The sequence below is a fragment of the Lederbergia sp. B243.17 genome (assembly GCF_057657925.1).
This window is the reverse complement of record NZ_JBWBKF010000029.1, coordinates 37,525-49,586: the sequence shown is the minus strand read 5'-3', so window position 1 is coordinate 49,586 and position 12,062 is coordinate 37,525. Positions and strand designations below refer to the sequence as shown.

Annotated in this window: 18 protein-coding genes; 16 read left to right on the top strand and 2 right to left on the bottom strand. The window is 45.2% G+C overall.

Features of this window, described 5'->3' with window-relative positions:
• The first annotated feature begins 34 nt into the window (after positions 1-34).
• From AC0TWI_RS04480 to rpsI, 15 genes are all read left to right on the top strand, one after another.
• Positions 35-688 (top strand): adenylate kinase, encoded by a 654-nt coding sequence (locus tag AC0TWI_RS04480; RefSeq protein WP_488125139.1) that lies wholly within the window; start codon positions 35-37, stop codon positions 686-688.
• A complete protein-coding gene (gene map, locus AC0TWI_RS04475; RefSeq protein ID WP_488125138.1) occupies positions 685-1,431 on the top strand; it encodes a type I methionyl aminopeptidase in 747 nt (248 codons plus the stop codon). The genes AC0TWI_RS04480 and map overlap by 4 nt, the downstream gene beginning before the upstream one ends.
• A gap of 15 nt (positions 1,432-1,446) precedes the next feature.
• Positions 1,447-1,782: a KOW domain-containing RNA-binding protein gene (locus AC0TWI_RS04470; protein ID WP_488125137.1), complete on the top strand. Its 336-nt coding sequence runs from the start codon at positions 1,447-1,449 to the stop codon at positions 1,780-1,782.
• Positions 1,760-1,978: a translation initiation factor IF-1 gene (gene infA / locus AC0TWI_RS04465; RefSeq protein ID WP_163241668.1), complete on the top strand. Its 219-nt coding sequence runs from the start codon at positions 1,760-1,762 to the stop codon at positions 1,976-1,978. The genes AC0TWI_RS04470 and infA overlap by 23 nt, the downstream gene beginning before the upstream one ends.
• A 35-nt stretch (positions 1,979-2,013) precedes the next feature.
• Positions 2,014-2,127 (top strand): 50S ribosomal protein L36, encoded by a 114-nt coding sequence (gene rpmJ, locus AC0TWI_RS04460; protein ID WP_003156543.1) that lies wholly within the window; start codon positions 2,014-2,016, stop codon positions 2,125-2,127.
• Between the two features lie 19 nt (positions 2,128-2,146).
• Positions 2,147-2,512 (top strand): 30S ribosomal protein S13, encoded by a 366-nt coding sequence (rpsM, locus tag AC0TWI_RS04455; protein ID WP_488125136.1) that lies wholly within the window; start codon positions 2,147-2,149, stop codon positions 2,510-2,512.
• Positions 2,513-2,537: 25 nt separating this feature from the next.
• Positions 2,538-2,927 (top strand): 30S ribosomal protein S11, encoded by a 390-nt coding sequence (rpsK, locus tag AC0TWI_RS04450; RefSeq protein WP_488125135.1) that lies wholly within the window; start codon positions 2,538-2,540, stop codon positions 2,925-2,927.
• Positions 2,928-3,105: 178 nt separating this feature from the next.
• Positions 3,106-4,050: a DNA-directed RNA polymerase subunit alpha gene (locus AC0TWI_RS04445; protein ID WP_488125134.1), complete on the top strand. Its 945-nt coding sequence runs from the start codon at positions 3,106-3,108 to the stop codon at positions 4,048-4,050.
• Positions 4,051-4,101: 51 nt separating this feature from the next.
• On the top strand, positions 4,102-4,464 hold the full coding sequence (gene rplQ, locus AC0TWI_RS04440; protein WP_488125133.1) for a 50S ribosomal protein L17: 363 nt from the start codon (positions 4,102-4,104) through the stop codon (positions 4,462-4,464).
• A 409-nt stretch (positions 4,465-4,873) separates the two neighbouring features.
• On the top strand, positions 4,874-5,713 hold the full coding sequence (locus tag AC0TWI_RS04435) for an energy-coupling factor ABC transporter ATP-binding protein (protein ID WP_488125132.1): 840 nt from the start codon (positions 4,874-4,876) through the stop codon (positions 5,711-5,713).
• Positions 5,689-6,558: an energy-coupling factor ABC transporter ATP-binding protein gene (locus tag AC0TWI_RS04430; protein WP_488125131.1), complete on the top strand. Its 870-nt coding sequence runs from the start codon at positions 5,689-5,691 to the stop codon at positions 6,556-6,558. Before AC0TWI_RS04435 ends, AC0TWI_RS04430 begins: the two co-directional genes overlap by 25 nt.
• Complete coding sequence (locus AC0TWI_RS04425; protein ID WP_488125130.1) at positions 6,555-7,355, top strand: energy-coupling factor transporter transmembrane component T family protein; 801 nt, start codon at positions 6,555-6,557, stop codon at positions 7,353-7,355. Before AC0TWI_RS04430 ends, AC0TWI_RS04425 begins: the two co-directional genes overlap by 4 nt.
• Before the next feature lie 13 nt (positions 7,356-7,368).
• Positions 7,369-8,115 (top strand): tRNA pseudouridine(38-40) synthase TruA, encoded by a 747-nt coding sequence (truA, locus tag AC0TWI_RS04420; protein WP_488125129.1) that lies wholly within the window; start codon positions 7,369-7,371, stop codon positions 8,113-8,115.
• 160 nt (positions 8,116-8,275) lie between these two features.
• Positions 8,276-8,713: a 50S ribosomal protein L13 gene (gene rplM / locus AC0TWI_RS04415; RefSeq protein WP_488125128.1), complete on the top strand. Its 438-nt coding sequence runs from the start codon at positions 8,276-8,278 to the stop codon at positions 8,711-8,713.
• Between the two features lie 19 nt (positions 8,714-8,732).
• Positions 8,733-9,125, top strand: a complete 393-nt coding sequence (gene rpsI, locus AC0TWI_RS04410) for a 30S ribosomal protein S9 (RefSeq protein WP_488125127.1) — start codon at positions 8,733-8,735, stop codon at positions 9,123-9,125.
• A gap of 244 nt (positions 9,126-9,369) precedes the next feature.
• On the opposite strand, the gene AC0TWI_RS04405 is transcribed toward rpsI, so the two are convergent.
• Entirely contained in the window at positions 9,370-10,077 is a 708-nt protein-coding gene (locus AC0TWI_RS04405) for a M23 family metallopeptidase (RefSeq protein ID WP_488125126.1), read from the bottom strand.
• A 385-nt stretch (positions 10,078-10,462) separates the two neighbouring features.
• Between AC0TWI_RS04405 and AC0TWI_RS04400 the strand changes: the two genes are divergently transcribed.
• Positions 10,463-11,242, top strand: a complete 780-nt coding sequence (locus AC0TWI_RS04400) for an alpha/beta fold hydrolase (protein ID WP_488125125.1) — start codon at positions 10,463-10,465, stop codon at positions 11,240-11,242.
• Positions 11,243-11,470: 228 nt separating this feature from the next.
• Here the strand turns inward: AC0TWI_RS04400 and AC0TWI_RS04395 are convergent, their stop codons facing one another.
• A complete protein-coding gene (locus AC0TWI_RS04395; RefSeq protein WP_488125124.1) occupies positions 11,471-11,995 on the bottom strand; it encodes a GNAT family N-acetyltransferase in 525 nt (174 codons plus the stop codon).
• Between the last annotated feature and the right edge of the window lie 67 nt (positions 11,996-12,062).

Genomic DNA, 12,062 nt, shown 5'->3' with positions numbered 1-12,062 from the left:
CTGAAACCCATTGAGATGCTCGGGGGCGAAACGATTGAATCTAGTACTCATGGGTCTTCCCGGTGCCGGGAAAGGCACACAGGCAGATAAGATTGTAGAAAAGTATGGAATACCTCATATTTCTACAGGAGATATGTTCCGTGCTGCCATCAGCGAAGGCACCCAGCTCGGTTTGAAAGCCAAGTCTTTCATGGATAAGGGCGAATTGGTGCCCGATGAAGTTACAATCGGCATCGTTCGTGAACGACTGGATAAGGAAGATTGCCGCCAAGGGTTTCTGCTGGATGGTTTTCCAAGAACCGTCGCGCAGGCAGAAGCACTTGAGGACATTCTCAGCCAATTGAACAAGAAAATCGATTACGTCATCAATATCGAAGTGGATCAAAGCATTTTGATGGAGAGGCTGACAGGCCGCAGGATCTGCCGAAACTGCGGAGCCACTTACCATCTTGTCTTTAACCCGCCGGCTGTTGATGGAACGTGTGACCGGTGCGGAGGCGAACTGTATCAGCGTCCAGATGACAATGAAGAAACAGTTCAAAACCGCCTTGATGTGAACATGAAACAGACAAAACCGCTTCTGGACTTTTATCAAGGCAAAGGCTATTTGCGAAATATCAATGGCCAACAGCATATCGATGAGGTATTTGCAGACGTCGACCAGCTTCTTGAGGGGCTGAAAGGATGATCATTTGCAAAACTCCTCGTGAACTTGAAATCATGAGAGAAGCCGGCAGGATTGTTGCTTTGACACATCAGGAACTGCAAAAGCATATCAAGCCGGGAATCACGACAAGAGAGCTTGATCAAATTGCCGAGAAGTTCATTAAGCAGCATGATGCCTATCCGTCATTCAAAGGATATAACGGCTTCAAAGGCAGTATTTGTGCATCTGTTAATGAGGAGCTCGTGCACGGGATACCGGGTGACCGCGTATTGCATGCAGGAGACATCATTAGCTTGGATATTGGGGCCAAGTACAACGGATACCACGGCGATTCGGCTTGGACATATGCAGTCGGAGAGATCAGTGAGGACGCACAGAAACTGCTGGATGTCACAGAGAAGTCTCTCTATATCGGCCTGGAAGAAGCCAAGCCGGGTGAACGTCTTTCAAATATATCCCACGCAATTCAGTCCTATGTGGAACCGCATGGCTTCTCGATTGTCCGAGAGTATGTCGGACATGGGGTTGGGCAAGACTTGCATGAAGCTCCGCAAATCCCCCATTATGGACCGCCCAATAAAGGACCCCGTCTTCGACCGGGCATGGTGCTGGCTGTTGAACCGATGGTGAATGCAGGCAGCCGCTATGTCAGAACGCTGGCGGATAATTGGACTGTCGTTACAGTGGACGGAAAGAATTGTGCGCACTTTGAGCATACTGTAGCCATTACGGAAGCAGGTTATGAGATTTTAACAAGAATTTGAGCGCAGGTGATCCCTTTGAACGAGTCTGATTCGGCTCCCCGTATCGGTCAAGTTGTCCTTGAAAATAAAGGAAGAAACGCTGGGCAGTTCTCAGTTATCATCCAATCCATTGATCAACGGTTTGTTCTTATTGCTGATGGTGATAAAAGAAAGTTTGATAATCCAAAGAAGAAGAACATCCAGCATCTTGTGTGTTACGACTATGTATCTCAAGAAGTGCAAAGCAGCATACTCGAAACTGGACGGGTTACAAATGGCAAGATTCGCTGGGCGCTCACCAAGTTTGCGGAGGATGAATTGAAAGAACGAGAGAAGGGAGACGGATTTAGTGGCGAAAGACGATGTAATTGAAGTAGAAGGCACGGTAGTTGATACTTTGCCAAACGCGATGTTTAAGGTAGAATTAGAAAATGGCCATACTGTTCTTGCCCATGTATCCGGCAAGATCCGCATGCATTTCATACGCATTTTGCCTGGAGACAAAGTAACAGTGGAACTTTCTCCTTATGACCTGACACGCGGCAGAATCACCTATCGCTTTAAATAAACAGGCACTCCGGACTACTAAGGAGGTTATAAACAATGAAAGTCAGACCATCAGTGAAGCCCATCTGCGAGAAATGCAAAGTCATCCGCAGAAAAGGGAAAGTAATGGTTATTTGCGAAAACCCTAAACACAAACAAAAACAAGGATAAGAGGAGGTGCACCTATACAATGGCACGTATTGCTGGTGTAGACATTCCGCGTGAAAAGCGCGTAGTCATTTCATTAACTTACATTTACGGAATCGGCAAAAACACTGCTTCCAAAATCTTGGCTGCAGCCGGTGTCTCTGAAGATACTCGCGTTCGCGACCTGACAGATGACGAGCTGAACAAAATCCGTGATATTATTGACACTTACAAAGTTGAAGGGGATCTTCGCCGTGAAATCTCCCTGAACATCAAACGCCTGATGGAGATCGGATCATATCGTGGTCTTCGCCATCGCCGCGGCCTTCCTGTTCGTGGTCAAAACACTAAAAACAATGCTCGTACTCGAAAAGGTCCTCGTAAAACGGTAGCGGGCAAGAAAAAATAATAGGTAAAGGAGGTTATTTGTTACCATGGCACGTAAAACTAATACTCGTAAACGTCGTGTGAAAAAGAATATCGAAACTGGTATTGCACACATCCGTTCTACTTTCAACAATACAATCGTAACGATCACAGACTCTCAAGGAAATGCACTTTCTTGGTCTTCAGCCGGAGCACTTGGATTCAAAGGTTCACGTAAATCCACTCCATTCGCAGCACAGATGGCTGCTGAAACAGCTGCAAAGACATCTATGGAACATGGCTTGAGAAGCCTTGAAGTAACCGTTAAAGGTCCAGGAGCCGGCCGTGAAGCTGCAATCCGCGCATTGCAAGCAGCTGGTTTGGAAGTTACAGCGATCAGAGATGTAACTCCAGTTCCTCATAACGGATGCCGTCCGCCAAAACGTCGTCGTGTATAATTATTCCGGTGTATAAAATGTGTATGGCCTGTCTATAATGGGGTATTATATACATTTATGCGTAACGGAGTAAATTCTTCATCCAGTTGTTGCACAAATGGGATTGTAACATGGGGAATTTCAGCTGTTTCCTTGCGGGAACCTGGAGTTTCGACGTTTTGAAGGAGGGTATATTTGAATGATCGAAATTGAAAAGCCAAAAATTGAAACGATTGAGATCAGCGATGATGCCAAATATGGAAAATTCGTTGTCGAACCACTAGAGCGTGGGTATGGTACAACTTTGGGTAACTCCTTGCGTCGTATCCTGCTATCGTCACTCCCTGGTGCGGCCATCACTTCCATCCAAGTGGAAGGTGTCCAGCATGAATTTTCAACGGTTGAAGGCGTCGTCGAAGATGTTACCACTATCATCCTTAATCTTAAAAAGCTTGCGTTAAAAGTGTATTCTGACGAAGAGAAGACATTGGAAATCGACGTTCAAGGCGAGGGTGTCGTCAAGGCATCTGATATCATGCATGACAGTGACGTGGAAATCTTGAATCCTGACCTGCACATTGCGACACTTGGCAACAATGCCAACTTCCGCGTGCGGATGTCAGCAAGACGCGGACGCGGCTATACGCCTGCCGACCACAACAAACGTGATGACCTGCCAATCGGCGTTATTCCAATTGATTCCATTTATACACCTGTATCGCGCGTCAACTATCAAGTTGAAAACACGCGTGTCGGACAGAGCACAAACTACGATAAGCTATCACTTGATGTTTGGACAGATGGAAGCATTGGTCCGAAAGAAGCCATTTCTCTTGGTGCAAAAATCCTGACGGAACACTTGAACATCTTTGTCGGCCTGACTGATGAAGCACAAAACGCTGAAATCATGGTTGAAAAAGAAGAAGACCAGAAGGAAAAAGTACTGGAAATGACGATTGAGGAACTTGATCTTTCCGTTCGTTCCTACAATTGTTTGAAACGTGCCGGAATCAACACAGTCCAAGAGCTTGCAAGCAAGACAGAAGAGGACATGATGAAGGTCCGCAATTTAGGAAGAAAATCCTTGGAAGAAGTCAAAGCGAAGCTTGATGACCTTGGTCTCGGCCTGCGCAAAGACGACTGATAAGATGACAGACAAATACTAAACATATCAACAAAAAAGGAGGGAAACTTGATGTCTTATAGAAAACTAGGACGTACGAGCTCTCAACGTAAAGCCCTGCTTCGCGATCTAACTACAGACCTGATCATCAGCGAACGCATTGAAACAACAGAAGCACGCGCGAAGGAACTTCGCTCCGTTGTTGAAAAAATGATTACACTTGGTAAACGCGGTGACTTGCATGCACGCCGTCAAGCTGCAGCATATGTCCGCAATGAAGTTGCCAACGAAGAGACAAAGCAAGATGCAGTTCAAAAGCTTTTTGCTGATATTGCTCCTCGTTATGCAGAGCGCCAAGGCGGTTACACTCGCATCATGAAGGTTGGCCCACGCCGCGGCGATGGTGCACCTATGGTGATTATCGAATTGGTATAAGATTGTAAAGGCTGAAAGGGCAGGGCAGTTAGTTTCCCACTGACGGCTTATGCCCTTTTTTCCAAATGACGGTGTTGAAAACTGCACCTGGCCATCCGTTGCAGCGGCTGGACAGGCCACAGCCTGGCAGGAGGGCCGCGTCCCGCGGATTCCGGCCGACACCGAAACATTTTCAAATAGACGTAAAAGCTAAAAAGAGCGTTACGATAGGCATCCGGTATATGGGTGATCCTGTCTAGCTCCATGCACCTCCTCCCTCACGGAAAAGTTGAGAAAATCCCGGCAGATTGTAACGGATTGGAAGCGAAGATTCGCCTTTGCTTCTTGGAGTGAGGTGCAGGCTTTTTTTCTATTTATAGGGGTTTTTTAGCAGGAGAAGAGCAGAGCAGAGTAGAGAGGGGGAGAGGACATGGAGGCAGAAATGATAACGCTTCAGGATGTCACGTTTAAGTATGAAGGACAACATACATATGCGCTTCAGGACGTATCTTTCTCCGTTAAAGAGGGGGAATGGCTCGCCATCGTCGGGCATAATGGTTCAGGCAAGTCAACGCTTGCCAAAATCTTAAATGGCCTGCAGTTTCCTGAAAAGGGAGAAGTCAGCATTAAAGGTATCAAACTTGGTGAAGAAACGGTCTGGGATATCCGGAGGTTGATTGGCATGGTTTTTCAAAACCCGGACAATCAATTTGTCGGGACGACTGTACAAGATGATGTGGCTTTTGGCCTGGAGAATAACGGGGTTCCTCACGAGCTTATGGCAAAAAGAGTGCGAACTGCGCTTGAACGGGTCAGGATGGAGGACTTTCTTGACCAAGAGCCGCATCATCTTTCCGGCGGACAAAAACAGCGTGTCGCAATAGCGGGTATAATCGCGCTGCAGCCGAAGGTGATCATTTTGGATGAAGCGACTTCGATGCTGGACCCTCTTGGCAGAGAAGAGGTCCTCGGAACGATCAGGGAATTGATGCGCGAAGAAGCAATTTCGGTCATTTCGATTACGCATGATCTGGAGGAAGCAGCAAAGGCTGACCGGATCATTGTAATGAACAAAGGACAGGTCTACAGAGAAGGGAGCCCGAAAGAAATTTTCCGGATGGGCAAGGAACTGACAGACCTGGGTCTTGATATCCCTTTCCCGGTGAAGATGGGGAATGCCCTGCAGGAAGCTGGTCTGGAATTGCCGGGTACGTATTTGACAGATGAAGAGTTGGTGAATGAATTATGGACATTGCACTTCAGCAAGTAGAATATAAGTATTCAGCAAATACCCCATTCGAGCATCTTGCCTTGCAAGACATTAACCTGACGATTCCAAGCGGTACATTTCTGGCGATCATCGGCCATACAGGCTCGGGCAAGTCGACGGTTTTACAGCATCTCAATGCACTATTGAAACCGACAAGGGGACAGGTAGTGATTGGAGACCGTGTTATCGATTCGCAAAAGAAGGAAAAAAACTTGCGGCCGATCCGGCAAAAGGTCGGCATCGTCTTCCAATTCCCCGAACATCAATTATTCGACGAAACCGTTGAGAAAGATATTTGTTTTGGTCCGATGAACTTCGGCGTCAAGGAGGAAGAGGCAAAGGAGCGGGCAAGAAGGCTGATTGCGGAAGTGGGCCTGCCAAATGACGTTCTGGACAAGTCACCCTTTGATTTATCCGGGGGGCAAATGCGCCGGGTGGCAATCGCCGGGGTGCTGGCGATGGAGCCGGAGGTACTCGTCCTTGACGAGCCGACCGCAGGATTGGATCCAAGGGGCCGTACAGAGATTATGGATATGTTTTACCGTCTTCATAAAGAAAAGGGCCTGACGACGATTCTCGTGACCCACAGCATGGAGGACGCAGCCAAATATGCGGATGAAATTGCGATCATGCAAAAAGGCCGGGTCAAAATGGAGGGAAAACCGAGGGAGATTTTTTCTAAGCCAACTGAATTGCTTGAGCTTGGTTTGGATGTTCCGGAAGTGGTCAGGTTCCAGTACATGATAGAAAAAAAACTTGGCCGCGCGCTCGGCAAAACATGCCTGTCGATAGAGGAAATGACCGCCGCCCTGACAGACTTCAAGAAGAGGGGTGAGGGCCAATGATGGAAAAGATGATATTCGGCCGCTACATCCCGGGAAACTCGGTCATCCATCGGCTTGATCCCCGCGCCAAGCTTATCTTTGTTTTCGGCTTTGTTATCGTTATTTTTCTGGCGAATAACCCATGGGCATACGGAGCGTTGCTGCTCTTCGTGCTGCTGATCATTGCCATGTCGAAACTCAATCTCAAGTTTTTGATCAATGGATTGAAGCCCGTCATCTTTCTTGTCTTGTTCACGTTCATCCTGCAGCTGTTTTTTAACAAAGGGGGAGACTTGATTTTCTCACTCGGCCCGATTCATATTTTTGAAGATGGGTTGAGACAGGCGATATTCATCTCTATTCGAATCCTGCTGCTCATCTTTGTCACGTCGCTGCTTACGTTGACAACGACGCCGATCACATTGACGGACGGACTGGAAAGCCTCATGAACCCATTGAAAAGGGTGCGTTTCCCTGTCCATGAGCTTGCGTTGATGATGTCGATCTCCCTCCGGTTCATTCCGACTCTGATGGATGAGACCGACAAAATCATGAAGGCGCAAATGGCGAGAGGGGTCGAGTTTTCAAGCGGACCGATCAAGGATCGGATCAAGGCCATCATTCCGCTGCTCATTCCCCTGTTTGTCAGTTCATTCAAACGGGCTGAAGAGTTGGCGACAGCGATGGAAGCACGCGGATACAGGGGAGGAGAAGGCAGGACCAAGTACCGGCTGCTCACCTGGTCCGCTAAAGACACGGCTGCCGTCGCGTCGATCGTTCTGATGGCAATCCTCCTCATTTATTTGAGGACAATTTGAGGTGGTTGCAGATATGCAGCGTTATAAAGCAATCGTCGCCTATGACGGATCTGCGTACTCCGGCTATCAAATTCAGCATAATGGCCGCACCGTACAGCAGGAGCTGGAAAAGGCGCTTGGAAAAATGCACAAGACGGACCAGATTAAAGTGACCGGTTCGGGAAGGACAGACGCAGGGGTGCACGCGAGAGGGCAGACGATCCATTTTGATTCGCCCCTCCGTCTTCCGTCAGAACGCTGGATAAAGGCGCTGAACGGCCTGCTCCCTGATGACATCTCCATCCGGTCTGTCGAGAAGGCCTCAGAAGGCTTCCATGCGCGTTTCGATGCGAAAGGGAAGACATACAAGTACTTCGTATACACAAGCGCTGCAAGGGACCCTTTCCGCTGCAGGTACGCGTCCCATTATCCGCATCCGCTCGATTTGGAGAGGATGCGGCAAGCGGCAGTTTTATTGACGGGAACACATGACTTCACAAGCTTTTGTTCCGCCAAGACGGAAATGGAGAATAAGGTCCGGACCGTCTATGAGATCTCGATCGAAAGGGAGAGAGACGGCATTGCGTTCACATTCAAGGGAAACGGCTTCCTATACAATATGGTAAGGATCATCGCCGGCACCCTTCTGGACGTCGGAGGCTGGCGAACAGAGCCTTCTGCCGTTATGTCGATGTTAGAGGCAAAAGACCGCGCGGCAGCGGGAAAAACGGCGCCGGCGAACGGGCTTTTCCTCTGGGAAGTCGACTACGGAGAGGAATGACAACTTATCCGCGTGTTTTTCAATTTTCTCTTGACTTTACTTGTCATAAAGGATAAGATATCCTATGGTATTGTTTTTAACCCCACGATAAGCCCCGGAAACTTATTGTGATGAAAATAAATACGAACATGAAATTTTTTACTTTTTGGGAGGGTACTAAATGCGTACTACGTATATGGCAAAAGCCGGCGAAATCGACCGCAAATGGTTGGTTGTAGACGCTGAAGGCAAAACACTTGGCCGTCTGGCTTCTGAAGTGGCGTCCATTTTGCGCGGCAAACATAAACCAACTTTCACTCCGCATGTTGACACTGGCGATCACGTAATTCTTATCAATGCAGAAAAAATCGAATTGACAGGCAAGAAATTGACTGACAAAATCTACTACCGTCATTCAGGCTATGCAGGCGGTTTGAAAACAAGAACAGCTCTGGAAATGCGTACGAAGCAACCTGAAAAAATGCTCGAATTGGCTATCAAAGGCATGCTTCCTAAAGGTTCCCTTGGACGCCAAATGTTCAAGAAACTGCATGTTTACGCTGGCGCTGAGCATCAGCACCAAGCACAAAAACCGGAAGTATACGAACTTCGCGGATAATTAAAGGGAGGGCATTATATTGGCACAAGTTCAATACTATGGTACAGGTCGCCGTAAAAGCTCTGTTGCCCGCGTACGTCTAGTACCAGGCGAAGGCCGTATCATCATTAACGATCGTGAAGTAGAAGACTATATCCCATTCGCCGCTTTGCGCGAAGTAATCAAACAGCCGCTTACAGCTACAGAAACTGTCAGCAGCTACAATGTTCTTGTAACCGTCAAAGGAGGCGGCTACACAGGACAAGCAGGAGCAATCCGCCACGGCATCGCTCGTGCATTGCTCGAAGTGGATCCTGAATACCGCACAACTCTTAAGCGCGCAGGATTGCTTACACGTGACCCACGTATGAAAGAACGTAAGAAATACGGACTTAAAGGCGCACGTCGTGCACCACAGTTCTCAAAACGTTAATCAACGTTTACAAAGTATTTTCAAAAAAAAGCATCGGCATCTTGCCGGTGCTTTTTTTCTAGCATTGTTTCTAAATAATAATTCTGTGTAGTTTGAGCATTAATGTAACCTAATCGATTAGATACATAAGTAATATTAATATCTTGAGCAAATAGAAATAATGCATGTGTATATATCAATCCATAAAATGTTATTTTATCAATGGTTAATGTCCCTAATAGTTTATTTTCCTGACGGTACCCCTTTATGGAGTTTCATCAGATTTTTGAAATCTTATCCTATCCTTATTAGTTGGTATCCCATTACTTACTTTTTCCCATATACCGTTTTTAAATAATTCGTATCTTTCAAAAGCAAATGGCAATCCGTTTGCAGCAGCTATATCACTACTATCCATAAGTTGAAAATGCAGATGTGGAGCAAAGGAGTTACCTGAATGACCAACTCTCCCAATAACCTCTCCTTTTTTTACATGTTGACCGACTGAAACCTGAATGGACCCTGTTTGAAGGTGGACTAATGCAGCATATACATTGTCGCTGCATTTTATAATGATATAGTTGCCAGCAACGGATTGTATATCATCTTTCTTAGGGTCAAAATAACGAGCATTTTTATAAGCGTTAGAGATATCTGAAAGCAATTTTGTGCTTGTTCGTTCTTTATAACCATCCTCTGCTTGGACAATGATCCCTTCGCAAGGAGCATATACATCTTGCCCCCAACAATAAAATTCATCTAAGGGAACTCCAAAAAGTAGATATTGCGCCAAACTAACGCGATAGGCGGGCCAACCCTTTCTTTCCCAATCCACTTGTACAAAGTCATAAGCATATCTTGATCCTAACTTATTTGTGCCGTGACTCGGAATTTTTGTACCTGGGGTGTTAGGAGAGTGCCATTCTCCTCTCAAAGGGAACTCTACAATTAGCGGCTCACGCGCATCAATCATCTCATATCCCTCCTTCGCCGATTATTTACATAAGAAAATGACAAGTGCTACAAGGGCAGATCCCAGCGCAGTCACACGATTGTTTAGGGTTGAAACTCAAGGGCCTTTTCATCTTTTTTATTTTTCCAGTTATATTTCTTTATATTTCCATATTAACATCAATACTCTTTTATTCGAACTGTTTAATAATTTATGGTTGGTATGTAACTCCTTTCCGTTTTAGTGATGACTTCATCACTCTATATGTCGTTTATTTTAATGTATTTCTCCATTATTTGAGTAGTTACCCGTCCTTGTTGACTTTACATCTAGGATAGGTGCTCATCTATGTTAACTAAAAAGAATATCTTACTAATGAAATCATATAAACCAGGGAGGAATCTTCATGGGGTACTTTGTTACTGTAGAGCCAGGGGTAAATTTATATGTAGAAGATATTAACCCGGGGGGAAATAAGACCATTGTATTTTTACACGGCTGGCCGTTAAGCCATAAACAGTTTGAATATCAGTTTAATGTTCTTCCTGCCATGGGCTATCGCTGTATTGGTATAGACTGGAGGGGCTTTGGAAAATCGGATAAACCTATGAGCAGCTATACTTTTAACAGACTTGCAGATGATATCCGCATAGTAGTGGATTTACTTCAAATAGACAATTTTACTCTTGTGGGTCACTCTACCGGCGGGGCTATCGCAATTCGATACATGTCCCGTCACAACGGTTCAGGGGTATCAAAGCTTGTACTTGTTGATGCGGCTGCTCCAACTGGATTTACCGCAGAAACTGCTAATAAATTTCTTAAAGAAAACGTAAATGATCGACCTAAAATGATGCAGGATGTAACAGATGGCTTTTTCTTTCAGTATATAACGAAACCATTTTCGGACTGGTTTCTACAAATGGGATTACAAGCAGCCAGCTGGTCGACAGCTGCGATTATCATTACATTAAGAGATGAGAAGTTGTATGCAGATCTTCCAAAAATTAATGTTCCTACGTTAATCATTCACGGCATTCATGATAAAGTTATTCCATTTTCACAAGCTCAGGTACTGAATGAGAAAATAAGAAATTCACAGCTTGTTCCGTTTCAATATAGTGGTCATGGTGCTTTCTGGGAAGAACGGATTAAGCTTAACCAACTATTGACTCAATTTATTTAGTTACACTTTGATCAAAACCAAATATGTCCTTGTTTTTCAAAAGGCACAGTAACCTTAAGCACAAACCATGGGGTAAAAAGAAAAGGATAGATGGTTCCATCTATCCTTTTTGTACAAAATATGACCTCATTCGTCATGGTCTCAGTAAGTACATATGGCAAGTCCTTATCTGACAGGCTTACGGTCTCGTTATATATTGAATGAGCTTATATTTCTATCCAGAAGTTCCTATTCCACAAAGGATCCCGGTATTTTCTCATCTAGTTTTTTTATAGCCAACATCGAATTATTATCCTGAATGATGCCTGTATCTATGAAACCAAATGAAGCGTATAATCTTTTAGCTTTAACATTATTTGTCCGGTAAAAGAGGACTGCATACTCTGCTTCCCCATCTGGCATTGTTTTAATATCCATCAACATCTTTTCAAAGGCAAGTTTGCCATATCCTTTTCCCTGATGACTTTTATCAATCATCATATGCCAAATAAAATAGCTCTTTTTCCCGTAAAAAACTTCATTTTCAAATGATTCATGATCCAACGTATCATAAACATACATCAAAAATCCAACCGCAACCTCATCGGCATAAATAGCAAAAGGAGACGCCGGTATGCCATCTGTGTTCAACATATGAGCGTCTGCAAAGCTTCTGAGATTCGTAGTTTCTATAAAGTCTTTTTGATTGTCTTCAACTTCAAGTGCTATTACTTCCTCAATGTTTTCCCTGGTTATTTTTCGTAATTCAATCATTTTTTTCCTCCCCTCAGAAAAGCCATTTCGACACATGGCCTTAAACACTCCGAACTACATTTCCAAT